Here is a 25,300-nt window from a genome sequence, read left to right on the forward strand (position 1 = left end):
ACTTTTATGGTTAAGGTTGTCTTAGCGAGTCGCAATCAAGGTAAGCTGCGCGAACTTCGCGAAATTTTGCGTAACCGTATTGTTGGGCTGAACGTGGATACCGATGTGGTCGATGCCGCCAGCATCAATGCCCCCGATGTTCCAGAGACCGGGGTAACATTTGCCGAGAATTCATTGCTCAAGGCGCGTGCCGTGGCAGAATCTACAGGGTGTATCGCTATTGCCGATGATTCGGGTCTTTCCGTTGAGGTTCTTCACGGCGCTCCCGGCATTTTTTCGGCGCGCTGGGCGGGGGAGCATGGGGACGATACCGCGAACCTCACCCTTCTTTTGGAGCAACTTCGCGATATTAGCGATGAACATCGTGCCGCTAAATTCTGCTGTGCCGCCTCCCTCGCTGTTCCTTCAGCGCTCGGTGGGTATGAAGCAGTTGAGTACGGCGAGCTTCCTGGAACACTTTTGCATGCACCGCAGGGGGACGGCGGGTTTGGGTATGATCCTATTATGATGCCGGTGGAGCTTAACGGTGACAACGCGCTTTATGATGGAGCCTATGCGGACCAGTCGTGTGCCCAGATTCCGGCGGAGATCAAAAATTCAATAAGTCACCGGGCGCGTGCCTTTGAAGCATTAGTTCCGCATCTGCAGCAAGCTCTTGAGCATAAATAATCATGCGTCCTACGAGGTTCTTTCATAAAGACACATGATCGGAGTGTTTTAGCACATCAATCGGGTATGTACGACATCTTCTGAAGAAAGAACGTTGCGGTCATCTCTTTCTCAGCTTCGACCGTGAAGATCGTATAAAACGATTCTGGTACAAGGCACAATGGTAAGTAATATATACGGCAACAGATATGCTTTGAGGCCCTGATGATTGTTCTCTTTGCTGTAATGATTATTCTGCTGATTCCCGCGCTGTGGGCATACTCTTATATCTGGCGCGGGCTCAATCGGCGTGTTATCGCCGCTGTTAAAGTAGTTGATCCAGTGATAACTCTCGGGCCCTATGCCATGGGATGCTGGGGGTTCTTAACAGCATGGGTGGGCATCAATATCTGGGCGACAGGTACCGCAGCACTGGTTGGAAGTATCGTAACTCTGAGCGGCGCAGCTTTATGCTTTCTCTGGGCAGGGTTTTGGGTCTTGATGCACTGTTTGGGCGGGCAAACCCCCGGTAAACGGCCCCTTTGGTGGCGCGAAGCAGTTGCCGCAAAATACGCATGGCGCAATCTGGAAAGGATGCCCGCCTACTTCGGTGGACGCACCAGCATTCTTCCGGTGCAGAACCCGCGCATCGTCAAACCCTATTCAGGATCATGGACTCGACCGGTGGGAGCAACTCTGGAAGGTTATCTGCCGGATGGAAAATCCCGTGAGGGTTTTGACGAATATGGGCGGCCTATGCCCCGTATGTACCCTGTAGGACCGGAACCAACTATTTTTGAAGTTGCACGCTGGGGCAAATCGGTAAGCGCCGATAGGTTACTTTACACTTTTCTGCCTACAGCACCCTTTGAACGGTTACGTTTGGCCGGTACTATTCGCGGTCCGTTCACATTTGCGGGAGAAGTTCCTCATGGAGCCGTCACCAAATGGCCGCGTCGTTCCGGCGCAAACCGCGCTTTTGGGAACTACGCCAAGCTGGGGGACATCACGGAACGTCGGGTAGAGCTCTTGATTGACCACCGCCTTATCGCGGCTTTGCAGACAACCCGTGAATGCTATGAGCGCCGACATAGCTGGATGCTCGCGTTCACCGATATTATGCCCAATGATCTTCTTTATTCCACAACCGACGATGGGTTCTTGCAGATTACCTTCGGTACCGTTGCTGAGGGGTACGAAGAACCTTGGGTTTTTATCTCGACACAGAAAGATACCCCACGACTTCGCCGTCAAGTAGCGCGCGCCATGCGTGTGCGTAAGATCCTGAAGCAGACAAGCGCCGAGCTGATGGACTGGTACTTTGTGCCTAAGATCAGCGAATTTCCGCACGGTCCTGTGACTAACGAACTGCCGGAAGAGTTCTATTTCTCGTCTAATATTATGGTGACTAATAGGCATGAAAGCTCGGCGCGGGCGACCGGCGAAATGCATTAGAAACTTCAAGGGTACGACTTCCTTCGTGAAGAGGAAACCGTACCCTTGGTAATTTACTGGCGGATGTCACGCCCTCGGGAATCTCGCCCTAAAGTCGTGACGTCTGGTCGTCCCACAACAAGATGCCTTCAAGCCCTTTGAGTTTTTCTTCGTGGGCACGTCCGTGGTGACCGCAGAAGAACAGCTCGCCCCCGGAAGGCAAGACCGCACGAATATATGCCTGAGAACCACACACATCGCAACGATCGTGGGAATTCAACGTACGCGAATCAACAGATTCGAGAGTTGCATGAGCATTCACTGAAAATCTCCCTTACTGAAGTTCTCATAGGTTCCTAGAATTGTCGTAACTCTATCCAACCACATATACCCTCGGTGCCGTACTTTCGCCCTGACCCTTTCGCTCTCAGCGTCTAGGGTGGGCTACACATGAAATCGCTACATCGTTCGTAACGAGGGTAAACACAAGTTACCTGCGGTGCACGATAGAATAGACTTACGAAGAAAACCATTTCGAAAGGGAACATCTTGGCTGCATCGAACTATACTGCCCGACACCTCTCGGTTCTCGAAGGTCTTGAAGCGGTGCGTAAGCGCCCGGGCATGTATATTGGTTCGACCGATTCCCGCGGTCTTATGCACTGCCTCTGGGAGATTATTGATAACTCTGTTGATGAGGCTCTTGCCGGTTACGGACAGTCAATTCAGATCATTCTCTACCGAGACGGTTCTGTTGAAGTACAGGACGACGGTCGCGGTATCCCTACCGATGTTGAGCCTCGAACCGGGCTTTCCGGGCTAGAGGTGGTTTTCACGAAACTCCATGCTGGCGGCAAATTTGGCGGCGGATCGTACACGGCATCGGGCGGTCTGCACGGTGTGGGCGCCTCGGTGGTGAACGCGCTTTCATCACGTCTTGACGTTCAGGTAGATCGCGGGTCAAAAACCTATCAAATGTCCTTTCGACATGGGCTACCGGGCGTGTTCGATTCCGGGCGCACTCCTAAGCCTGAAGACTCTTTTACTCCTGCAGATGAGAAACATCCTGCGCTTCAGATCGTAGGGCGCGCCAAGCGTGGTGTAACTGGAACCAGAGTACGGTATTGGGCTGATCCGCAGATTTTTACCCCGGATGCGCGTTTTAGCTACGAGGATTTGGTGGCACGTGCCCGCCAAACTTCATTCCTTATTCCCGGGCTGCGCATTGCTATTCGAGACGAGCGGCGCATCCCTGGAACTCCGGGGGAGTTCGGCCCTTACGAAGAGGTCTTTCAGCATGACGGCGGCATTAGCGAATTTGTTGAATTCCTGGCCCATGACTCTGCCGTGACTGATATTTGGCGTTTTAGCGGCAGAGGCTCTTTTACGGAAACCGTACCCGTTCTAGGCTCGGATGGGCGCTCTAAGCTCACCGAAGTTGACCGTGAGTGCGAGGTTGATATTGCTCTGCGCTGGGGCATTGGTTACGAGACGACAATCCGCAGCTTCGTCAATATTATTGCCACGCCCAAAGGCGGCACCCACTCCACGGGGTTTGAACAAGGACTTCTCAAAACATTCCGCAAGCATCTTGCCGACAACGCTCGAAAGTTTAAGGTTGGCAACGACAAGATCGAGAAAGACGATGCGCTCGCCGGTCTTACCGCCGTGCTGACGGTGCGTCTTGCGGAGCCTCAATTCGAGGGGCAGACAAAGGAAATTCTGGGAACACCGGCTGTGCGGCAGATCGTCTCTAAAGTAGTTGGTGATCAGCTCAAGGCTCGGCTGAACTCTACGGCACGCGCCGAGAAAGCACAGGCTGCAGCTCTGTGTGAAAAAGTTGTGTCTGAGATGAAAACCCGCATCTCAGCACGTATTCACAAGGAAACTCAGAGGCGCAAAACTGCCTTGGAATCTTCCTCAATGCCAACAAAACTTGTGGACTGCCGGTCAACAAACGTAGAGCATTCTGAGCTGTTTATTGTGGAGGGTGACTCTGCACTGGGTACCGCCCGCTTGGCGCGATCCTCGGCCTATCAGGCGCTTCTACCGATTCGCGGCAAGATTCTGAACACTCAGCGTGCCTCGGTAACGGATATGCTGGCGAACGCCGAATGCGCGGCCCTAATCCAGGTAATTGGTGCCGGTTCTGGGCGTACATTCGAGCTGGAGGCGGCACGCTACAGCAAAGTCATCATGATGACCGATGCCGATGTTGACGGTGCTCATATTCGTACCCTGCTTCTTACTCTCATGTACCGGTATATGCGCCCGCTCATCGAAGACGGTCGTGTATATGCGGCTGTACCACCACTGCATCGTGTAGAGGTTATTAACCGAGGTAAACCGAACGAGATGGTGTATACCTATTCAGAACGTCAGCTGCATGAACTGCTGAGCCAGCTGCAGGCTGAGGGTAAGGGCTATAAAGAGCCCATTCAGCGCTATAAAGGTTTGGGTGAGATGGATGCCGACCAACTTGCCGAAACTACGATGGACCCCCGGCATCGTATGCTACGCCGCATCCGAATTGAAGACGCGGAGGCAGCTGAGAAGGCTTTCTCGCTCCTGATGGGAGCGGAGGTTGCTCCGCGTAAGGAATTTATTATTGCTGGTGCGCATCAGCTCGATCAGGACAATATTGATATTTAGTTTGCACCTGTGAACAATCTGACACAGGGGAGTTGAAACCTCTTTTTGACAGATTTTTGACGCTGCAAGTATTGGTGATTATACTCACTGTGTCCTTCTTCATAAATCATGCATGACTATAACAAAAAGGTGTCTCTCCTCATAATTTTTTTGGGGGGGGGGAGTCACCTAAGTGCGTGTAAACTGCTGACCCTAGATTTATTGGAAAGTTTTAGGAAAGGCATCACCAAGGCGTGATGCTTATCTTGAAGTTTCTCCCAATATCTACGGGTCAAAGCACATAAAAATCAATAATTGTGTTAACTACCTTTATAGGTTCGTCAAGCCATGCACACCTGAGTGTAAAACTTGCCTGGTTCATGCCGTTTTTAAAACGCGTTACCTTACCTATGTAAGACATCCTGAGATATGTGCACCTGACTTTCGGAGGTGTGCTACGCTCCCGGGCGTGTCTGCCAACAGTAGACTTTACACATTTTAGAAAAGGATCATGTACATGGATCCCCTTGACATTGGGCGGTGGCAGTTCGGTATCACGACCGTCTACCACTTCTTTATGGTGCCCCTAACCCTCGGCTTGGGTATGGTCGTCACCTTCCTGTACCTGCGCTATATCTTCACGAAAAAAGACGAATACAAACGTATGACGAAGTTCTGGGGAAAGCTCTACCTCATCAACTTCGCAATGGGTGTGGCAACCGGTTTAGTGCAGGAATTCCAGTTTGGTATGGCTTGGAGTGAATACTCGCGTTTTGTGGGTGACGTCTTTGGTGCGCCGCTAGCTATGGAAGGTCTTTTTGCCTTCTTTATCGAATCAACCTTCCTGGGGCTTTGGATCTTTGGATGGGACAAACTCAAGCCCAAAGTTCACGCCCTATGCCTCTTCATGGCGGTTCTCGGTTCTTGGGTATCCGCATACTTTATTCTGGTGGCAAACTCCTGGATGCAGCATCCGGTAGGCGTTGAAATGGTCGATGGCCGTCCCCGCATGACTGATATTTGGGCTGTTCTCACAAATAACACCGCGCTTCTTACCTTCCCCCACGTGATCTTTGGCGCCATTCAGGTCGCCGGTGGGTTCCTGGTCGGTATTTCCTGGTATAAGCTCTGGCGCCGACGCCGTGACGGCATTGACATTGTAGAGAATGGCAAGGTTGTAGTAGGAGATGCCGAAGTTGGCGGTCGTGATAAGACCGACTACAAGGTTTGGTTCCGTTCCCTGCGCATCGGCGCGATTGTGGGTCTCATCGGGTTCTCTGGTGTGGCTCTTAGCGGTCACGCTCAAGCTCAGCTCATGATTCATCAGCAGCCCCTTAAAATGGCGGCTGCCGAGGCGGCATGCCATGACGGCACCGGTTTCTCGGTTCTTTCTATATCTTCTCTGGGGTCTCAAGACTGCGATAAGGTGCAGGCAGTGCTTGAGGTTCCCGGTGCACTCTCATTCCTGGCCCACGAAGATTTCACCACCGAGGTCAAGGGTGTGAAAACCCTCATGCCTGAATACGAAGCTAAATACGGTACGCATCTGGCGGATAACCCCCTCTACGGTGAGCGTGCCGGGCAGAAGATCAACTATTTGCCCCTTATGGAAGTCACCTATTATGGATTCCGCGGCATGATCACGCTTGGTGGTATTGGTGCACTTTCGTACGTCTACGTACTATGGGTTACTCGTAAAAAAGGAACCGGTACTGTTCCCGAAGCCAAGTGGCTGAAAACCCTGGCTTTGTGGGGAATTTGGGCTCCCTTCTTCGGCAACGCCCTCGGTTGGATCTTCACTGAAATGGGACGCCAGCCCTTTGTGGTGGCGCCCAACCCTGAGGGTGACCCGTCCATCCTCATGTTCACGGCGGCAGCGGTTTCTCCGGGTGTGAGCGGCGAAGAGATACTATTCTCACTCATCGCCCTAGGAACGGTATATGGCATCCTGATGGTGGTCGAAATTTACCTGCTGACTAAATATATAAAGGCTGGCGTGGTAGCCGCTATGCCCGAACTCGTGCGTTCTGAACACGAGCAGGACGGTGAAAAGAGCGGTCACGATAAGCGCGATGTCTTGGAGTTCGCCTACTAGGCGGGTAAGGATTCTCAACGATGACCTTCGACTTTAATATCTTTGCCGGGCAGCCACTGCTGCCAACCATCTGGTTCGTCGCTATCGGTATTTTCTGGATTGGCTACCTTATCCTCGACAGTTTCGATTTGGGCGTAGGCATGCTCATGAGCGTCTTCGCCAAAAACGAGAAAGAGCGACGCCTGCTTCTGAACACGATCGGTCCCGTATGGGATGGTAACGAAGTCTGGCTCGTTACCGGTGGTGCTGCTACCTTCGCGGCGTTTCCGTTATGGTACGCATCCCTCTTCTCGGCACTATATATTCCGTTAACGTTCGTGTTGCTAGCACTGATCTTCCGCGTGATCGCTATTGAGTATCGCGGCAAGAAAAACGATGAACGATGGATTCGCGGTTGGACTATCGCTCTCTCGCTATCATCATTCTTTATCGCTTTACTGGTAGGTGCGCTTCTTGCGCTGACCTCCATTGGCTTACCAATTAATGCCAACGGTGACCGTGTAGGCGGTGCCTTCGCTTGGGCCTCCTGGCCCGTGCTTCTAGGCGGTCTCTCTCTTGTAGGGTTTGCCCTCGTGCAAGGACTTGCCTTTGTTGCCTTGAAAACCGATGGAGATATACGCCACCGCGCACGCACCGCCCTGGTGCGTTGGCTTCCGCTTCTGCTTTTGCCTATCGTGCTCTGGGTACTGTACATGCAGGTTACAACCGGTAACGGTATTTCCTGGCTATGCACTATTCTTGCCGTATTTGCAGTGCTCTTCGCGTGGATAAGCGCCCGAAGCTCACGCGAAGGCCGTGCCTTCGCAGGTCTGAGCTTCTTCATGGCTTTTGGTGCGCTGGCGATTTTCACCGCTCTTTTCCCCAACGTACTACCTTCAACCTTGGACGCGGCTCATTCGCTCACCATTGCAAACGCCTCAAGCTCGGAGTACACACTTGGAGTTATGAGCGTTGTGAGTGGATTTGGATTGCCCGTTATTATCGTGTACCAAATCTGGACATACTGGGTGTTCCGCAAGCGTTTGCGCGTTGAAAATATCCCTGATGCCCACGATGCTAGCGAGCTGGTGACGCACCCGAACAGGGTGTCATAGCCAAGAATGTACCCGGTAATCGGGAGGGTACAGAAGTATTTCCGGTGCTTTCAGCAACATATGAAGGCACCGAAAATACTTTAAAACCGAAAGCAGACAAGCCCGTCACCAGTGTCTAAACTAGGAAACACACCGGAGAAAATATCCACACTCACTTTAGCGGTAGGGAAGGAACGAGACGTGAGCCCACGCGCCAATAAAACACAGCGCAACAACGATAAACGTCCTCCGTTAGGACCAGACGCCCGTAAAAACCTAGGGGTTTTCGGGCTTATCACCGGGATACACACACTGGCAACCGTGATCTTCAGCGCGGCGCTCGCATCCCTCATTGCCCGGGCAGCCCACGCCGGATTTACCGCACTCACCGCCGAGCACGAGCATCTAAAGGCCGCCAGCGATCCAGAAACCTATCGCGCTCTCATCGAATTCTCGGGTGACTCACAAGCGAAACTCGACAGTACCAATGGATGGCTTCTAGGGCTAGGCAATCTTCTTGGCACTGGAAACGCCATAACATGGGGGCTAATCGTTACGGCGCTGATAGCGCTTGCTGTACGTGCAGGCGCCGATTACGCGCTGTCCGTAAGTGCTCAGCGTGCAGCCGTAGGAGCTAAAGCAAGTATCCGCCAAAAACTTGTGCACCGTGTCTTAGCCACAGGAGGGGCAGACACCCCTGAAGGTACAGGCGCAACCGCCGTTCTGCTGGCGCGGGGGCTGAACGCTCTCGATGATTACTACACTAAAACCCTAACCGCCTTTGTCTCGGTCGCCGTAGTGCCCGTTCTGCTGTGGTTTATTGTGCTCTCATTGGATATCACAAGTGCCCTCATCCTAGCGTGCACCCTGCCGCTTATTCCGATCTTCATGGTACTTATCGGTAAAACCACACGTGAAGATACCGCCGCTGCTCAAGCCGAGCTGCACCGTCTATCAGACCATATTCTTGAACTCATCCGTGGGCTGCCCGTATTGATCGGGCTGGGGCGTGAACGTGTACAAACTCGTGCTCTTAGGAAGCTGGGTGAACAATACCGCGAACGTACCATGCAGACGCTTCGCAGCGCATTTATGTCTTCGCTCGCTTTAGAACTTATCACGACCATCTCGGTGGCACTGATCGCCGTGCTTATTGGCGTGCGCCTGGTACAGGGCACACTCGGACTCGATACCGCAATCCTTGTACTCCTGCTGGCTCCTGAATGCTACCAGCCTTTGCGTGATGTCGGCGCAGCCTACCACCAGTCTGAAGACGGCATAGCCGCACTTCGGTCTGTACGTACAGTCCTTGATACTCCCGTACCAGAAGCCTCTGTGAGCGTATCCTGCGAGAAGACATCGGTGGATCTCAAGAATCTTGCGATTGAGAACCTCTCGGTCACATACCCCGGACGTACACAGATCTTAGACTCAGTAAACCTGAATATTCCACGTACTTCGAAGCGCCCAAGCGCGGCAGGAAAACAGCGCGGAGCGTTAGTAGGCATTCTGGGACCATCAGGAAGTGGTAAATCAACGCTCCTCGGAGTACTTTCCGGGAGCGTCCGCGACGGACTGGTACCAACCGGCGCATCCGAACCGATTAAAGTAACTGGCCGCATTATAGGTGCCGGAAACACCCTGAGTATTCCGCAGAATCCTATTTTCGCCGCCCCCACGGTCCTGCACGAGATGGCGCTCTATGCCTTCAGCACCGATCGTAGCGAAGAGGACTATGCGGCTAAACTTCTCACGGGGGAAACACAGATACGCCCCTCAGATCGTGAACGCCTAGAGAACTATCTGTGGAAGCTCGGGCTCGAAAACCTGAGCGAGCTCAGCCCCGAATCGCTCAGCGCGGGTCAAGCGCGCAGGTTGGCGTGCGCCCGCATCTTAGCTCGCATTGATGCCCTCCACCGTGCAGCCGATCACCATCAAAATCTCCAGATTACCGTTCTGGTAGATGAGCCTACCGCCCACCTGGATGCACACGCCGCCCACCTTGTAACTCAGTCCCTGGACGCGCTCGCAGAACGCGGAGTAACCGTTCTAATCGTGACCCATGAAACGGAACTTACCGAGTACTGCGATAGTGTGGTGCGGGCATCGGTGGTAGTCGAGGGAGCGCATGCGGAACCATCGCATGAGCAGACATATCGGTGGAATATCGCCCGGAACGAGGCACCTAAGATTATCCCGACTGCAGACCAGCAGAAGCAGGACTCAGCCGATACCTTTGCTGAGCATCGCCCAACGTTACACAACGCTCCTGAAAAGATGGTTCGAGAAAACACAGAACATGCTGTCGGAGTCGTGAAAACCCTCAAAACACTGCGGAATCTTACGGGACTAGGCATATTACAGGGACTGCCGCCGGTAATTCTTGCCGCTCTCACCTCCCTTGCCGCAATTTCTCTGACCGCGCTCTCAGGATGGCTTATCGTGCGTGCAGCCGAAGGCCCAGCCATGATGTTCCTTATGGTAGCTATCGTGGGCGTGCGCTTCTTTGGGCTAGGGCGTGCCTGTGCTCGATATGCCGAGCGTTTGCTCACACATGCCAAAGTCTTAACCGCAGCGAATACTCTGCGTGTACGCGCGTGGACCGGTGCCTATCTTGATATTGGCAGTGTGCGTGCCCTACTTCGCGGTGACGCCCTGCTGGAAAGGCTTATTGGCGGAATAGATGAGCTACGCGACAGCATTCCGCGTGTTCTTATTCCACCTGCCGCACATATACTTGTGATGGTAACAGCCCTAATAACCACAATTGTTGTGCTACCTCAGGCTATTGTTCCTGTAGCGCTCGCAGCCTTGACATCAACAATTCTTGTGCCATGGGTTGTTACGCGCGCGGACGCTCACGCTGAGGAAACCACACGGGAAAGTACTGCGGAGCTTCTGCGTTTAGGCACCGGTGTGCTGAGCGCCGCAGAAGATATTCGTGCTAACGGGGTTGCGCCGAGCATCGAGATTGCTACAACACATTTGAATGACCACAATGTCGTCGCATTGACTCGCACCTCGTATGCCCAAGGTCTTGGTAGGGCGCTTGTGACCCTGAGCTGGTTCGGAGCAGCACTGTGGTGCGCAATTATTGCGTATCCGTTAGCGATATCGGGAACGGTAGGTGCCCCAGAATCTGCCGCCGTAGTTCTCATGTGTACGGCAATGATAGAAAGTTCCGTGCAGCATATAGAAGCGGTGCGTTCCTGGTCTTCTTTCGCCACCCTGTTGGCACAGATTGCTCCCGGTATTGCGGACGAAAATAGTGTTTCAGACCTTGAGGAACAGGATACATCTCATGTTGGGTGTATTCGCGAACCTCAGGGGCAGGAACCTGCTCTTGAACTTGTTGATGCTGCCGCTCGGTGGCCGAGCATGGACAAGCCTGTTTTTGAGCATCTCAACGCTACGGCGCATAACGGAAAGTGGACGGGAATTACCGGTCCCTCAGGTTCGGGTAAGAGCACCGTGCTGGCGACTCTTTTGGGGTTCCTGCCGTTGGAAGCTGGCGAAATTCGCTCCTACGGAAAAGCGCTGGGGAACGATCAGCTTCGAGGGTATGCGGCATGGTGCCCGCAGGCTGCGCATATTTTTGAATCTACTCTTGAAGGCAATTTACTCTTGGCACGCGATCGTGCTGATCACCCGAGCGAAGAACAAATGATAAGGGTCCTGCAACGTGTAGGTTTGGGGGAGTGGTACAGCACCCTGCCGGAAGGTCTGCACACCCGTGTTGGTGCTGGTGGCGGGTTCCTGTCGGGAGGCCAGCGGCAGCGTCTTGCGGTGGCTCGTGCCCTGCTCGTGGAATCTCCGGTACTTTTGCTGGATGAGCCTACCGCGCATTTGGATTCTGAATCAGCTGCGGCGCTTATGGCTGATCTGGACACGGCAACTCGCACCGGTGGAACGGCAACGGTTTTGGTCTCGCACCGCCCTGAAGACATTGCCCGCTGCGATGCGGTTGTTACATTGGAATAGGTCTATACATGACGTTGTGAGGGGCTCAAGAAATGTTAGAACCCGTTTTAGACGTCTTGAGAAGCGTAAGCTTTTGGAAGGATGAAGCCTACGCTCTATGTACGTCAAGCCAGTTAGATTGCTTTTACCATAATCAGACAGGGAGTATCTTCGCCCCACAGGTCTGTCTCTTCAAGAGGCAAAAACCCTACAGCTTTATAGAAATTTCGGGTGCGTTGGTACGGTTCGTTGAAAAAAGATTCCCCAAGCGTCTTAACCTGTATCAGCCTGATACCACGGTTACGTGCCTCCTTTTGAAATGCACTTATTAGGGAAGTGCCAATTCCGTATCCGTGAAAGGCGGCATCTACTGCCAGCAAATGAATTTCTGCCTCAACCGGGTAGTGCTGGGTGATCAGCATGATACCCACAACTTCGTGGGTTTCCGGATGGGTTACCGTCCACGTTTCCAGTCGTTCAGCAGCATGTATGTATTCGGTATTGGACTCTTCACGTCCAAACCATTCAGGCAGGGTCTTGAGGATACGTGCCACCGCTTGAGGGTTGTGAGCGGTTTGAGCTGCAGGGGGCCAGGGGATAGTCATGACTTTTTCCTTTGCTAGGCTGAGCTTGTACGTATTTCCGCCTCAGATGATGGAGGGCATCATGATTGACGAAACGATGAAAACACTTACCGAAGAATTGATTTCGCGCGGTACCAGCTACGATATTGATTTTCTGAAGCGGGTGTATGCCGATGACCTAAAATTTGTGCGGATTCTACCGGATAATACCGTGCAGATTCTCTCGAAACAGGACAACATCGATTTCTTTCAAACCCTCAAAGACAGCGGCGCCGCTCCCCTGAACACAGCGCACACCATACTTTTTGCAGATTCTGACGGTGAAACTGGAACTATTGTGCTCAAACGCAGGATGAGTCAGGGAGCGCAGGAGCGGGATTTTCTATTCACTATCACCTGGAAAAAGCGCAGCGAAAACTGGCAGATTGTTCAAGAAATTGTGGCGGTACTGAGCGATTAAACAGCGTGCGCCTTAAAAGCAGGTTGCGGTGATAATACCTCACCGCAACCGTTGTTGAACTATTAGGAATCTTCGTCGTTCAGATACGACTGAGCCACCTCATAGAGCTCAGGAAAATCTGGGGAAACACGTTTCCAAGCCTCAAAAGCCTGGTCATTGTGCCCCATCTGCTGGTACAAAACGCCTAAATTCAGCTGTGCTCGCGCATACTGATCGGGAACACTGGCAGGTATTTTCTGATAGGTACTTAGAGCCGTGGTCAGGTTACCATGCAGGTGCAGGAGCACGGCGCTATTGAACTGTGCCATGGAATAGTGCAGAACATCTATTTTAGGAACTTTGCTGTATGCCGCTAAAGCAGACTCATCCTGCTCTAAAGCCTCGTGCACAGATCCGATATTGTACTGTGCTACGGCATAGGGCTGAGTCTCACTTTCGGGAACCTTCTGCCATGCCTTAATGGCCTGCTCATGCTGGCCTTGACCGTCGTAGACAATGCCTATATTCACATGCGCGATGGCGTATTGATCGGGAACACTTTCAGGTACTTTCTCCCACGCTTCACATGCCTGATCGAGCAGACCCTGTTCGTAGTATTGTGCGCCAAGATCTACCTGTTCCTGGGCGTAGCGTTGCATCTCTGCATGAGGCTGATCGACCATGATTTCCTTTCCTGCACCAGGTGTTGATAAGCACCTAATTTTGCCGGGGCTTACCCTCAAGCAAAAACTGTTTTCTCTAACTATACGGGAAGGAGTCTCAGCGCGAAGATAAGCGCATCCTTCATATCCTAACCGCCGAAGGGATTCAGGCTAGGCACAGCGTTCAGACGGCAACAGATTTCTGCATCAGGATATCCGTCTGCTGATCGTTACCCAGCTGAAAAATATGCGTACCGAAGGCGGTGAACCCGTTTTTCTCGTAGAAGCGCAGGGCTCGATGATTATGCTCCCACACCCCTAGCCACACATAGCTTGCCTTTCGGTCTTCTGCCACACTCATGGCGTGATGGTAGAGGGCCTGCCCAACACCGTTTCCGTGATAGTTGCTCAGCACGTAGATACGCTCAATTTCGAGCGCGTCCGCCGCCTGCGGTTCGGTTTGTGCGTGTGCAGTATTGAGCTTGAGGTAACCCACGACGTGCCCGTTTACCTCGGCAACGTAGAAGAACGAATCAGGGTTGCTGAGTTCCCGGGCGAGCTGATCTTCTGAGAACCGTTCCGCAAGGTAGCGATCCATATCTTCGGCTTTGTTAGCCTCTGAAAATGTTTCGGTAAACGTATCACGGGCAATGCCGCGCAAAATCGGAACATCGCTGATAGTGAGGGGAGTAATCCTCACGTTATCTTAGCCTTCCTGCTTTTGCCCGCTGTCCTGCTTCTTCTGTTCGGAGGGTTTTTCTTGGTGTTCGGCGCTCCCGTCCTGCTGCTCGGTTTCGCCGCTATCCTTGGCTTTTTCCTGGTTCTCGGCGATGATACTCAGGTTGGTTTGTGCCATCTCGTACTGCTCCGCAGCAGACTCGGGAATATTCTTCCAGACGGCAACTGCCTCGTCCGTTTCACCCAGTTTGTAGTAGGCACCGCCAATATTGAATTGGGCTTTGTAGAAGTGCTCAGAAGCATCCTTGGGAACACGTTCCCACGCCACTAGGGCATCGTCGATATTGCCCTGTTCTTCGTAGATAAGTCCGGTATTGTATTGGGCTACGGCGTAGGGCTCAGAGGCGCTCGCAGGAATACGTTCCCAAGCCTCGACTGCTTTCGTTGGTTTACCCTGCTCCACATAGGAAGTACCGATATTGTACTGTGCCGAAGCGTAACGTTCCGGTAAGCTCTCGGGTACACGCTCCCACGCGGCAATAGCCTGTTCTAGCTTTCCTTGGCTGTCGTACACCATGCCCAGATTCATCTGCGCGGTCGCGTACTGTTCGGGAATGTCGGCAGAAACGGTCTCCCAAAGTTCGAGAGCCTGCTCTGTCTTGCCTTGGTTGTAATAGGTTACGCCCAAGTTGTTGAGAGCCATCGCGTACTGGTCAGGAACGGTGCTGGGTACCTGCTGGTAGGCTTCAGAAGCCTGTTCGGCTTTACCCTGCCCTTCATAAAGCACGCCCAGGTTGTTGAGTGCTTTCGCGTATTTTGCCGGGGCTGCATCGGGGACGTTCTTGTAGGCTTCAGTGGCCTCATCCATTTTGCCCTGCTGTGCGTATGTGGCACCCAGGTTGTATTGCGCGTGCGCATAAAGATTAGTGACATCCTTGGGAACACGCTGGTAAGCTTCGACAGCTTCATCAACGTTGTTTTGCTGCGCGTAGGTTACACCCAGGTTGAACTGCGCCATTGCGTACTGCTTTGGGGCAGCAGAGGGAATGTTCTTCCACGCTTCAAGAGCCTTATCAGTTTCGCCCTGTTTAATATAGGCAGAGGCAAGGTTATTGTGCGCCTTGGCGTACAGTTCGGGAACATCTTTGGGAATGCGGTTCCAGGCTTCGACCGCCTGCTCTACCTTGCCCTGGTCTCGGTAAACGATACCGAGATTGTTTTGAGCTGTTGCGTAGGCTTGCGGATTCTCGTCGGCAGAAATCGTGCCCAGCACGTCGATAGCTTTATCGAAAGCACCAGCTTTGTAGTGCTCCTTGCTCAGGTTAAGACGCTCCTGCACGGTCATCTGCTCTAACGGGTTCTCTGCTTCGGTCACGGTGATCTCCATAGGCGGTGTCTGTGGAATTTCGGGCAGGGAACAAGACTCTGCCTGAAACGCATATATATAAGAGTAACGGTGTGCAACCTCTGTGTGAAGTTTGACGCCCCCGTAGAAAGATGAAGATTAGAATAAGTTTTTGCGGGTAGACATCATGTTTTCAGGTGGAGGAAGACCCCTTGTGCAGGCTCCCTACTCCTTTATCCCTTATTCCTAAACGGGTTCTGGGAGATACGAACCTTGTCGTCGTTGTCTTCTTTATCCAACAGGATGCGGAAGAAATCTTGGTCCTTCGCTGCACCAGGAGAGAGCCAAATTTTATCGATATGTTGTGGCAGTACATGCTCCTCATACTCGACGTACATTTTCTGTTCCTCACGGTTGCTGTGAATCTTCTCGTCACGGAACTGAGTAATATACATAATGCGGCATTCCTGCTCCTCCTGGAAAGCAATATGTTTCACCAGATACTGCAAGGGGAGAAGAATAAACCGGACGGCTTCAAGAATTTTCTGTTTCTCGTCTTTATCGCATTTATTGTATGGGTGATTTTTATCTGTAAATATTGAATTAAGTATTTGTGAGATAGATTTAATTTTATTATTTTCGTTGCTAACAGAGTTATTGTCATTATTTCCTTTGTTTAACAAGTGTGTTTCGACATCTTCCTCTTCGTTATTTCCTTTGTTAAATAAGTGTGTTTCGACATCTTCCTCTTTTGTTGAAATTGATTTATAATATTTTCCCCATTTCCCTTTTGCATCTGCGTCTTCATTGTGTTCGCGATAGAAAGTGGATTTATCGCGTTGAGCTAGAGTCCAATACCCGGTCTCAGGGTCTAGATAAATACAGCGGTAGAGTGTGGATTTACCTATTAATTGTTTCTTATTGTCACCCTCCGTTTTCCCTGTTTCATTGGACTTATTCTGTTCCGATTTACTAGATAGGTCTGTCGAAGGGCCAGCTATAAACTCTAATGTATCTGCCTGATTGCTAAAAAACCCTTTGTTGAATACCAAGCTAACGCCTGTTGCTTCCCGACCATTCTCTTTCCCGTAGAGACGAAACTGGTTAAGGTTGTCATGGTTAAAAGTGAAACAACTAATAAATGTTGCAGTATCATTTGTATGTATAGTTTCTCGGATACCTTGCTGATTCCAATAACCATTTAGAACTAGCCCTTCCATTGGGTCATTGACTCCACGGATGGTGCTGAACCGGAAATTTGACGGTTCTTTATCGTTATTGTTTTTCTTGTCTTCAAATAGATCAAAAGCTATTTGTGGTCGAGTATAGTGCGCAACTTTTGACTCAAATGCTGGGATTATCTGAAGATATTTTAGGACTTCGTCGGTATTGTCAGCTACGGTATGAAGATTTTTCCTTACTTCCACAGGGCATTTAAGAATCTTGAATCCGCGTTCAGATTTATAGTATGAGAAATCACACACATGATTGTACGCTTCGTGTGATTGTTCCTCTGTCTCTTTATCTAATGAGTAAACCTCCCCGAGACAGAGCTGTGCCCGTGCGTAGACTGTGAGACCGTTCTGGAGGCGAACCTTTGACCAGGCGTCAATGGCTTCAGCCAGTTTGTCTTGGATATGGTAGGCAAATCCAAGACCGATTTGTGCCCATGCATAGACTTCGCCGTTGCTGTCAGGACGGATCTTTGACCATACTTCGATAGCATCCTCAATCGGGTTTTCCCGATCTTTATCATAATAATAGGTTTTGCCAAGGTTGAACTGCGCCCGTGCGTAGATGTTGAGATTGTGCTCAGGGCCAATGTGTAACCACGTATTAATAGCCTTGTTGGAGTCCCCATTGGCCTTGTATGCGAGTCCTAGACCGTATTGCGCCTCTGCGTATGTAAGTGAGTATTCAGCGGGATCAATCGTTTGTAGAAGGGCAATTGCCTCATCAAATTTGCCCTCATTGTAGTAGCTTCTTCCAAGTTCAAGCCGTTCTTGGGCGGTCATCTGTTCTAGAGACTTATTTGGTTCGGTCATGCCTGTTTCTCCTTGACGCCTTAGTGGGAAAAATTCTAGGTCTCGCCTAAAACTTCACATTAAAAGGTAGCAGCGTTGCCCCTTGTCTGCGCAGGAGCAACGCTGTGGGCAGCTAGTGTTTATTCACCAGAGCAAGGTTACGTTGTGCTTCGGCGTAGGACTGCGGGTCGTCCTCTTCAAGAACACGGTTCCACGCGGTCACGGCCTCATCAAGAGACCCGTTGTTATAGTGGGCGATGCCCATGTTGAGCTGTGCCACAGCATATATGTAAGGGCTGTCGCTGCGCAGAACCCTGTTCCGGGCGGCAAAAGAATCGTCAAATAGCTCTTTGTCTTCGTATGCGCTGCCCAGGTTGTTTTGTGCTGCGGCGTACGCTTCGGGGTTGTCCTCCCGGCGCACGTTACGCCACACGGCGATCGCCTCATCAAGCTGCCCTAGCGGGGCGTAGGTGAGGCCCATGCTCAGCTGTGCCCGAGCGTAAACTGAGGGGTTGTCATCATGGCGCACCCTTCCCCACGCGGCGATCGCCTCATCTATCCGCCCTTGATTCTTGCACGTAGAACCAATGTTGAACTGCGCCTGGGCGTAGGTTTCTGCGTCTACCTCGCGAAGCACACCTTCCCACCCTTGAAGGGCATCATCGATCTTGCCCATAAGCTTATAGGTGTTGCCAAGGTTGAACTGTGCGTTAGTGTACGCTTCGGGGCTGTCGTTAAGCTGCACATTCCCGAACGCGGCGGCGGCATCATCAAGACGCCTCATAGTTTGATAGACGGTGCCAAGGTTGTTCTGCGCCCACGCGTAGGATTCCGGGTTGTCTTCACGAACAACACGGCTGAACGCGGCAACAGCATCGTCAAGCCGCCCCATGTTCTTATAGAGAATACCTGCGCTGTTCTGCGCCGAAGCGTAGGCTACAGGGTTATCGTGGCGATGGACATTGTTGTAGGCGGTCATCGCTTCACGAAGATTTCCCGCATCCTCGTAGACGTCACCTAGAAAGTACTGCGCCCAAGAGTACGCCCCAGGATTTTCACTTGCTGAAACCGTAGCGAGGATATGAACGGCGTCATTCAGCCTGCCCGCGTCGAGGTATTCTACACCAAGGTCAAGCCGTTCTTGGGCGGTCATCTGCTCCAGGGGCTTATTCGGTTCGGTCATGCCTGCCTATCCTTAATGCTGCGGTAGAAAAAATCCAGGTTTCACCTAAAACTTCACATTAAAAGGTAGCAGCGTTGCCTTAACTTGCATGGAAGCAACACTGCTACCTGCAACAACGGATGAAAATAGCAGCGACCCAACTAAAAAGGCTAGAACAACTTTTCCCCGTCAGACGCCATTTTTGCTTGCTCGGTGATAGCCGCATAGTTGGGGCCTACCGCGCCGATCGCCTGGGTAAGGGGCACACCCGAGCCGTCACGTGAACCGTGCTCGGTTGGCAAGGAGCGTGCCACACCGCCCGGCGTGCCAGCCTTTGCGGGGCCAACGCCAACCCACGCCAGTGCCAGCTTCGATTCTCCCGTCAAGAAACGATGCGCCCGCACGCCACCGGTCGCGCGACCCTTCTGTGGGTACTCCGCTAGGGGAGTGACCTTCGCGCTTGCCATACCGTCCTGACCATTCGTGACGGTCACAACCTCTGCGGCAGAATCCGGGGCGGTCACGCCGAGCGCAATTACCGCATCCTGCGCGCCCAACTTAATACCGGCGATACCGCCGCCCGCGCGGCCCTGCGGGCGAACCTTAGCCGCATCGAAGGTCAGGAGTTTCGCTTCCTGGGTGACTAACGTTAGGGCATTATCGTCGGAAGAGCACACGGTTGCGGCAATAATCGTATCCTTTGGTTTGAGCTTGATAACATCCCACTCCGTCTGGTTCAGCGGATACTCCGGGTTCACGCGCTTAATCACGCCGTTCGCCGTTGCCAGTGCAAGTACCTCATTCAACGGCACAAGCCCCACCAGCTTCTCGCCCTTTGCTAGGGCAACAACCTCGGTAGCTTTGACGCCCGTGGTCAATACGGGAGTTCCCGAAGAATCATCGAACACCACCAAATCCATGACCGACAGGCGCACCATGCGCCCCGTAGAGGTCACCGCACCAATCTCGCCCCGCGCCGTCGTAGGAACAATAGAGGTGAAGACGTCATGTTTAATACGTTTGCCCGGATCAACCAGAGCCTCACGCATTGGTTTACCCACCGTGCGCCCCATTATGCCGGATGCCGTCAGCAGCACCCAACAGGGCTCATCGGCAATTTCAAGTGCCAACCCGAGGCTCTTCTTCGCCTTTGAGGCCCCGTTTGAGACAGCCTCAATCGCGGACTGCATATCGTCTTTCGTCTTCAAAACAGTACGGCGATCGTTGCCGTATTTCTCGGCAACCTCGGCAAGCTCGTCAGATACCAGCTCACGCAGCGCAGAATCGGAACCCAAAATACGTTCCAGTTCAGCAATCTCCTGGCGCAACTTATCACGCTCAGCCTCAAGCTCAATGCGGGAATACTTCGTAAGCTGGCGCAGGCGCAGCTCAAGAATATAGTTCGCCTGAACCTCCGTCAGATCGAAGACCGCCATCAGCTTCTCGCGAGCCTGCGCGGTTTCATCCGAAGACCGAATAATCTCAATAACTTCGTCAATATCGACAATGGCAATCAACAGACCATCCACCAAGTGCAGACGATCCTTATGCTTACCCAGACGGAATTCGGTGCGGCGGCGCACCACCGACAGACGATGATCGATATACACCCGCAGAAGATCAAGCAGCCCCAAGGTCTGCGGCTGCCCATTCACCAGCGCCACATTATTAATGCCGAAGGAATCCTCCAACGGCGTGTGCTTATATAGTGAAGCCAGCACAGCCTGCGGATTAAAACCGTTCTTAATCTCAATAACAAGGCGCAACCCGTGTTTGCGGTCGGTCAAATCGACCACATCAGAAATACCGGTCAGTTTCTTGGCGTTAACGCCGTCCTTGATCTTTTCAATAACCTTTTCGGGGCCCACCATATACGGCAGTTCAGTCACCACAATGCCCTGTTTACGGGGGGTCACCTGCTCAATAGAGACCTTGGCACGGGTCTTGAATGTGCCGCGCCCGCTTTCGTAGGCATCCTTAATACCGCTCAATCCCACAATCGTGCCGCCGCTGGGCAGATCGGGGCCGGGAATGAACTTCATAACCTCTTTGAGCGTGGCATCAGGATGCGCAATCAAATGCCGCGTACCCGCAATAACCTCGCGCAGGTTATGCGGAGCCATGTTCGTTGCCATACCCACCGCGATGCCGGTCGTACCATTGACCAACAGGTTAGGGAACGCCGCTGGCAGCACGCCCGGCTGCATGAATTGGTTATCGTAGTTCGGCACAAAATCTACAACGTCTTCGTCAAGATCCGCAGTCAGCGCCGTCGCTGCGGGGGCCATACGTGCCTCTGTATAGCGGGCAGCCGCCGGGCCGTCGTCAAGCGAACCAAAGTTACCGTGCCCATCCACCAATGGCAGGCGCATCGCAAAAGACTGCGCCAAACGCACCATCGCATCGTAAATAGCGGCATCGCCGTGCGGGTGCAGCTTACCCATGACCTCGCCGGTCACACGGGCGCTCTTCACATGCCCCTTATCCGGGCGCAGCCCCATCTGCTGCATCATGTAGAGGATGCGCCGCTGCACCGGTTTCAGCCCGTCGCGCGCATCTGGCAGAGCACGCGAATAAATAACCGAGTAGGAGTACTCCAAAAAGCTGGATTCCATCTCGGCAGAGACATCAATATCGACAATATTTTCGACAATATCAACCGGGTAATCTTCAACGGCGGACTTGCTGCGGCGTGCCATTTCTCTCCTTGAGGCGCACAATAATGCGCCCAATGTGGGGTGGGCGTATTCGTAATTCTATTCTACAGGTAGCTTAGAAAAATCCGCCCAAATGCCCGTCAAAGTAGCACAGGCGGTATGTAAAGCACTAAGGTATAAACTACAGTGTCTAACAACGGCACCACACATGCGCACACGAACCTGCCTTATTACCTATGACCCTAAGGAGTCTTCATGACAGCGACCGCATATGATCCGCGGGAAAAGCTCACGGCCGATATCGAGCGTGCAGGTTTCTACCCAGATCTAGTGCGTGACATCGTTGATGAAGCCCTTGCCGGTTTAGAACCAGAATCCCATTTTGTGCAGGTTGAAACGCATTTCAGCCATAATAATTTGCATCGCCATATCACGGTTTTAGTTGTTAGTGGATCTTTGCTGATTCTAGCGCATTTAGACGACCAGCACCTTGAAGAAGAAGGGCAGCAGACCGTAGCACATGTGGGCGTTGAAGCGGTTAAGCTGAGTTCTCTGCGTGCCGTCACTATTAATTACGGGTACGATAATCCGCAGGCATATAAGCCCGGAACGGTCCCCACCGAACTTTCGATGCAGATAGCATGGACGGGTTCGCTACACCTGGAACTGGCACCCGCTACCTGCCCCGATCCGCACTGCACCGCAGATCACGGGTACAGTGGTGACGCCAGCCGAGAAGATTTAGCATTGCGCGTCTCGGCAACAGCGGACGGCCCCGAAGCTATCCTTCAAGCGCAGCAGTTTGCCCGCGCCCTACACCGTGCACATATTCAGGTGAGCGAAAGCCGCTGATATGTCTGAATACTTCGATTACGCTGGAAATCCGGTGCCCCCGCCACCCGCCTATGGAAGCAACAGCGTGGCAGATGTTTTTGAATCGGCAGCATCATTGGTAGCGCAAAGAAGCTTACCGCGTGCTCAGCACCCATTAGATGATGAACCAGGTTTCAGCCTGGACGCAGACCCGCTCAACCTGGCACAACGACTAACTGAAGCTGGGGCTGACCCAAACGGATTCCGTAATATCTGCCTGATTATGGTCGATGGTTTGGGAGAACAACTGCTGCAAAGCTACGGATCTTATGCGCCTTATCTAAAGAAAACAGTCTTTTTAGGGGCATTGGATGCGGCATTCCCCACCACGACTGCAGCGTCGTTGGGTTCGCTGGGCACCGCCTCCGCGCCGGGGGCTCATGGGATTGCTGGCTATGAGGTTCGCAACCCCACGACGAATACCGTGATGAACCATCTTTCGGGGTGGGATAAGAATGTTGATCCGCACGCCTGGCAACCCCTGCCCACCGTGTTCGAGCGGTACTGTACCGATAGGCGCGTGGTGACGATTTCACTGGAGAAATACCGGGGGAGCGGACTCACCGAAGCAAACTTGCGCGGCGGCGAATTTGTGGGCGCAGCCGACTATAACGCTCGTATCACTTATGCCTGCGAACTTCTGGCCTCGCGCACACCGACCTTGATATACCTTTACTGGGGAGAGCTTGATCAAGCGGGGCATCGCTACGGTGCGGGAAGTAACGAATGGCTTGAACAACTTGAAGAACTTAACCTGGCACTGCGTCGCCTTGCCGAACGTTCCCCGGCGTGGGCTGGTATTTTCCTCACGGCCGATCACGGCATGGTAAATGTTCCGCAGGAAAACCGCATCGACTATTCGGCGACCAAAGAACTACTGGAAAATGTCGCTATGACGGCAGGGGAACCGCGAGCAGTGCAGCTCTATCTGCACGATACTTCACCGGATGCCCGTCGCCAGAGCGCACAATGTTGGGTTCGGCACTGGGGTGAGCATGCTTGGGTGCTAGATTCGCATGACCTGTATGAGCGGGTCTACTACGGCACGGTAATTCGTGATGCAGCGCGAGAACGAATTGGCGATCTGATCGTTTGCGCTCGTGATGATTATGCGCTCTACGATATGCGCCGCCAGAAGGAACGCGCACTTGCCATGGTGGGGCAGCACGGTTCGCTGACCGATGCGGAGCGTCTTATTCCTCTGCGGTATCTGCCGACCTCGTAACGTCAAGGACGACAGACTAACTTGTCTGTGTCTTCAGGAATCCTAGTAAGAAATTACTACTATTTACGCCCGCCGAAAAGGATATCGTCCCATGCAGGAATGCTTCGGCGCTGCTTCTTCGAAGAACTGGTCTTGTTCCCATCACGATTGTTTTGGTGATGCTCACCTTTGGGCTCCGAAGTGTGATGAGCATGCTCGGGCGTCGAAGGAGCAGAGTCGTCGCTGTCATGCTCATCAACGGGTTCAACTGACTGCGGGGTATCCGGTTCAGGCTCATACACTTCCGGCTCTTCCACCACGGGAGTAACCGGGCGTACCGAGCGGGCGCGTTCGAGAAGCTCATTGAGTTTACGTTCGTCACGGCTTTCGCCCTTCAAAGAAGAGGTAGGCGCATTAACGTGTACCGGAGTCGTATGAGTAGTCACAAGCCGCTGCTGCACCGGGGCGGTTGCCTCCGAATGCTCTTCGTGCTCTTCATCTTCGCCGTCCAAAGAAGTTTTCTTAGCCGCGGCCGCCACCGCAGCCGGGCTTCCCATCAGGAAGTATGCTGCCTCATTTGATGCGTACAACCCTTGATTAGCCGGATTGTAGGTCCAACGAGCGGGGAACCGCACCTTCTCAGACAAGTTCGCGCGTGCCTCGTCGGAGAGCGCAAAGTCGGCTTCAACCCGCCACTGCCCGTTTTCTTTCTGCCTAGTCTCCCAATCCTGGGTGGCATCCTCAAAACCGTGCTGGTGCGCAATCTCGGCAATACGAGCCGCGAGAGTGACAGGAATTTGCCCTATGCCAGAAGCTGAATCACGCCGTCCCACTTTCACGTTTTGAGCGGCGCGAATAATGTGCGAGCGCTCCGCCACGATAGGCCACTCGTACCTGCGCACGCGCTCCGGTTCCCAGCCGGACTCTTCAGCAATTTCTTCTACACTGGCACCCTGTCGGAAACGAGTTTGAATATCACGTGGACCGAAAGACCCCTTAGTACCTCGCCCGCGAAGCGGCTGGATGCGTCGTGCCTTAGTGATGCTTGTGCGCAGATTCGCGTCAATTGGAAGGAGAAACCTAGTGCCGTCAGCAGACTCAAGCACCAGATTTTCACCGTCATCATGTACGCCAATCAGACGCAATTCAAGCATAAGAACCTCCAAATTCATGGGTGGGGCAACACCACAACCATGCCGTTATGCCGGTTTAAAAACATAAAGTTACCTACCAAGGGTACCGTGAGAGCCGCAAAAAACGGTAGTAAAACCCCCAAAACATCGTGAAAAAATCCTAAATTGATACCTTCCAAGAGGCCTTTATGACGGCTAAAAGTTCACTAACTGCGTCCCGATTAGACAAAATGGGTATCAATAGTGAACAATACCTGCATGCCGCCGTCGCATAACACGCCGATATGTGATGGGGTACTACCTATTTAGACCACCGTGGGCGGTAGGATTTCAGCCCACCAAAAACGACGGAGCGTGATAGTTTGGCAACTGATTACGATGCACCCCGCAAGCAGGATGACGAACAGAACGAAGAATCCTACGAAGAGCTGAACGCGCACCGTTCGGAGATGCAGTCCGGGGCGGTGGATGAGGATGAGAATACCGCGGCAGAAAGTTTTGAGCTGCCCGGTGCAGATCTCTCCAATGAAGAGCTCAACGTAGTGGTTCTGCCCGCACAGGAAGACGAATTCACCTGCGCATCCTGCTTCCTGGTTCGTCACCGCTCGCAGATTGCGCGTGAAGAAGACGGTCTGCTGTACTGCGTAGAATGCGAAGGATAAGAAGCTAAACCATACGACTCAAGGGCGGTTTCCTCA

Annotated in this window: 19 protein-coding genes; 10 read left to right on the forward strand and 9 right to left on the reverse strand. The window is 52.7% G+C overall.

Translation table 11 applies throughout. From position 1 onward, the window contains the following. Positions 1-6: 6 nt before the first annotated feature. Together HMPREF2756_RS07745 and HMPREF2756_RS07750 are read left to right on the forward strand one after the other, a co-directional pair. On the forward strand, positions 7-669 hold the full coding sequence (locus HMPREF2756_RS07745) for a non-canonical purine NTP pyrophosphatase (RefSeq protein ID WP_070620005.1): 663 nt from the start codon (positions 7-9) through the stop codon (positions 667-669). A 204-nt stretch (positions 670-873) separates the two neighbouring features. Further along, positions 874-2,103 carry a peptidase E gene (locus tag HMPREF2756_RS07750; protein ID WP_070620008.1) on the forward strand — a complete coding sequence of 410 codons (1,230 nt, stop codon included), beginning with the start codon at positions 874-876 and terminating at the stop codon, positions 2,101-2,103. A gap of 88 nt (positions 2,104-2,191) precedes the next feature. On the opposite strand, the gene HMPREF2756_RS07755 is transcribed toward HMPREF2756_RS07750, so the two are convergent. Beyond that, on the reverse strand, positions 2,192-2,404 hold the full coding sequence (locus HMPREF2756_RS07755) for a DUF7455 domain-containing protein (protein ID WP_048752616.1): 213 nt from the start codon (positions 2,402-2,404) through the stop codon (positions 2,192-2,194). Between the two features lie 227 nt (positions 2,405-2,631). Here HMPREF2756_RS07755 and HMPREF2756_RS07760 point away from each other — a divergent pair, with 227 nt between their 5' ends. The 4 genes from HMPREF2756_RS07760 (at position 2,632) to cydC (ending at position 11,862) form a co-directional block, all read left to right on the forward strand. Further along, on the forward strand, positions 2,632-4,734 hold the full coding sequence (locus HMPREF2756_RS07760; protein ID WP_070620010.1) for a DNA gyrase/topoisomerase IV subunit B: 2,103 nt from the start codon (positions 2,632-2,634) through the stop codon (positions 4,732-4,734). 496 nt (positions 4,735-5,230) lie between these two features. After that, the gene (locus HMPREF2756_RS07765; RefSeq protein ID WP_070620014.1) at positions 5,231-6,808 is read left to right on the forward strand and encodes a cytochrome ubiquinol oxidase subunit I; all 1,578 of its coding nucleotides are present in this window, start codon (positions 5,231-5,233) and stop codon (positions 6,806-6,808) included. A gap of 20 nt (positions 6,809-6,828) precedes the next feature. After that, the gene (gene cydB / locus HMPREF2756_RS07770; RefSeq protein ID WP_070620017.1) at positions 6,829-7,902 is read left to right on the forward strand and encodes a cytochrome d ubiquinol oxidase subunit II; all 1,074 of its coding nucleotides are present in this window, start codon (positions 6,829-6,831) and stop codon (positions 7,900-7,902) included. Between the two features lie 180 nt (positions 7,903-8,082). Next, a complete protein-coding gene (gene cydC, locus HMPREF2756_RS07775; RefSeq protein ID WP_246825890.1) occupies positions 8,083-11,862 on the forward strand; it encodes a thiol reductant ABC exporter subunit CydC in 3,780 nt (1,259 codons plus the stop codon). Positions 11,863-11,975: 113 nt separating this feature from the next. Here cydC and HMPREF2756_RS07780 read toward each other — a convergent pair whose 3' ends face one another. After that, the gene (locus HMPREF2756_RS07780) at positions 11,976-12,446 is read right to left on the reverse strand and encodes a GNAT family N-acetyltransferase (RefSeq protein WP_070620019.1); all 471 of its coding nucleotides are present in this window, start codon (positions 12,444-12,446) and stop codon (positions 11,976-11,978) included. A 61-nt stretch (positions 12,447-12,507) separates the two neighbouring features. On the opposite strand from HMPREF2756_RS07780, the gene HMPREF2756_RS07785 reads away from it, so the two are divergent. After that, the gene (locus tag HMPREF2756_RS07785; RefSeq protein WP_070621045.1) at positions 12,508-12,885 is read left to right on the forward strand and encodes a nuclear transport factor 2 family protein; all 378 of its coding nucleotides are present in this window, start codon (positions 12,508-12,510) and stop codon (positions 12,883-12,885) included. Between the two features lie 62 nt (positions 12,886-12,947). Here HMPREF2756_RS07785 and HMPREF2756_RS07790 read toward each other — a convergent pair whose 3' ends face one another. From HMPREF2756_RS07790 to HMPREF2756_RS07815, 6 genes are all read right to left on the reverse strand, one after another. Next, complete coding sequence (locus HMPREF2756_RS07790; RefSeq protein WP_004004469.1) at positions 12,948-13,547, reverse strand: tetratricopeptide repeat protein; 600 nt, start codon at positions 13,545-13,547, stop codon at positions 12,948-12,950. 163 nt (positions 13,548-13,710) lie between these two features. Then, positions 13,711-14,226 (reverse strand): GNAT family N-acetyltransferase, encoded by a 516-nt coding sequence (locus tag HMPREF2756_RS07795; protein ID WP_070620022.1) that lies wholly within the window; start codon positions 14,224-14,226, stop codon positions 13,711-13,713. A gap of 6 nt (positions 14,227-14,232) precedes the next feature. Continuing rightward, the gene (locus tag HMPREF2756_RS07800) at positions 14,233-15,579 is read right to left on the reverse strand and encodes a tetratricopeptide repeat protein (protein WP_246825891.1); all 1,347 of its coding nucleotides are present in this window, start codon (positions 15,577-15,579) and stop codon (positions 14,233-14,235) included. Positions 15,580-15,782: 203 nt separating this feature from the next. After that, a complete protein-coding gene (locus HMPREF2756_RS07805; RefSeq protein ID WP_070620028.1) occupies positions 15,783-17,594 on the reverse strand; it encodes a tetratricopeptide repeat protein in 1,812 nt (603 codons plus the stop codon). 112 nt (positions 17,595-17,706) lie between these two features. Then, positions 17,707-18,756, reverse strand: coding sequence for a tetratricopeptide repeat protein (locus HMPREF2756_RS07810; protein WP_070620031.1), 1,050 nt, complete (start codon positions 18,754-18,756; stop codon positions 17,707-17,709). A 149-nt stretch (positions 18,757-18,905) separates the two neighbouring features. Then, positions 18,906-21,434 carry a DNA gyrase/topoisomerase IV subunit A gene (locus tag HMPREF2756_RS07815; protein ID WP_070620034.1) on the reverse strand — a complete coding sequence of 843 codons (2,529 nt, stop codon included), beginning with the start codon at positions 21,432-21,434 and terminating at the stop codon, positions 18,906-18,908. Positions 21,435-21,647: 213 nt separating this feature from the next. On the opposite strand from HMPREF2756_RS07815, the gene HMPREF2756_RS07820 reads away from it, so the two are divergent. Both HMPREF2756_RS07820 and HMPREF2756_RS07825 read left to right on the forward strand, forming a co-directional pair. Then, complete coding sequence (locus HMPREF2756_RS07820) at positions 21,648-22,244, forward strand: DUF5998 family protein (RefSeq protein WP_070620036.1); 597 nt, start codon at positions 21,648-21,650, stop codon at positions 22,242-22,244. A gap of 1 nt (position 22,245) precedes the next feature. Continuing rightward, a complete protein-coding gene (locus HMPREF2756_RS07825; RefSeq protein WP_070620038.1) occupies positions 22,246-23,490 on the forward strand; it encodes an alkaline phosphatase family protein in 1,245 nt (414 codons plus the stop codon). Between the two features lie 59 nt (positions 23,491-23,549). Here the strand turns inward: HMPREF2756_RS07825 and sepH are convergent, their stop codons facing one another. Next, positions 23,550-24,641, reverse strand: a complete 1,092-nt coding sequence (gene sepH, locus HMPREF2756_RS07830; RefSeq protein WP_070620043.1) for a septation protein SepH — start codon at positions 24,639-24,641, stop codon at positions 23,550-23,552. Between the two features lie 323 nt (positions 24,642-24,964). On the opposite strand from sepH, the gene HMPREF2756_RS07835 reads away from it, so the two are divergent. Further along, on the forward strand, positions 24,965-25,264 hold the full coding sequence (locus HMPREF2756_RS07835) for a DUF4193 domain-containing protein (RefSeq protein ID WP_004004482.1): 300 nt from the start codon (positions 24,965-24,967) through the stop codon (positions 25,262-25,264). The last annotated feature ends 36 nt before the right edge of the window (positions 25,265-25,300 follow it).

Source organism: Rothia sp. HMSC067H10 (genome assembly GCF_001810635.1).
In the GTDB taxonomy this organism is placed as follows: Bacteria; Actinomycetota; Actinomycetes; order Actinomycetales; family Micrococcaceae; genus Rothia; species Rothia dentocariosa.

Excerpts from the sequence above, each read along its gene's own strand:
- HMPREF2756_RS07805 (WP_070620028.1), bottom strand. The coding sequence starts at position 17,594 with ATGACCGAACCAAATAAGTCTCTAGAACAGATGACCGCCCAAGAACGG.
- HMPREF2756_RS07785 (WP_070621045.1), top strand. The coding sequence starts at position 12,508 with ATGATTGACGAAACGATGAAAACACTTACCGAAGAATTGATTTCGCGC.
- HMPREF2756_RS07745 (WP_070620005.1), top strand. The coding sequence starts at position 7 with ATGGTTAAGGTTGTCTTAGCGAGTCGCAATCAAGGTAAGCTGCGCGAA.
- HMPREF2756_RS07750 (WP_070620008.1), top strand. The coding sequence starts at position 874 with ATGATTGTTCTCTTTGCTGTAATGATTATTCTGCTGATTCCCGCGCTG.
- HMPREF2756_RS07780 (WP_070620019.1), bottom strand. The coding sequence starts at position 12,446 with ATGACTATCCCCTGGCCCCCTGCAGCTCAAACCGCTCACAACCCTCAA.
- cydB (WP_070620017.1), top strand. The coding sequence starts at position 6,829 with ATGACCTTCGACTTTAATATCTTTGCCGGGCAGCCACTGCTGCCAACC.
- HMPREF2756_RS07825 (WP_070620038.1), top strand. The coding sequence starts at position 22,246 with ATGTCTGAATACTTCGATTACGCTGGAAATCCGGTGCCCCCGCCACCC.
- HMPREF2756_RS07765 (WP_070620014.1), top strand. The coding sequence starts at position 5,231 with ATGGATCCCCTTGACATTGGGCGGTGGCAGTTCGGTATCACGACCGTC.
- HMPREF2756_RS07820 (WP_070620036.1), top strand. The coding sequence starts at position 21,648 with ATGACAGCGACCGCATATGATCCGCGGGAAAAGCTCACGGCCGATATC.
- HMPREF2756_RS07790 (WP_004004469.1), bottom strand. The coding sequence starts at position 13,547 with ATGGTCGATCAGCCTCATGCAGAGATGCAACGCTACGCCCAGGAACAG.
- sepH (WP_070620043.1), bottom strand. The coding sequence starts at position 24,641 with ATGAATTTGGAGGTTCTTATGCTTGAATTGCGTCTGATTGGCGTACAT.
- HMPREF2756_RS07815 (WP_070620034.1), bottom strand. The coding sequence starts at position 21,434 with ATGGCACGCCGCAGCAAGTCCGCCGTTGAAGATTACCCGGTTGATATT.
- HMPREF2756_RS07810 (WP_070620031.1), bottom strand. The coding sequence starts at position 18,756 with ATGACCGAACCGAATAAGCCCCTGGAGCAGATGACCGCCCAAGAACGG.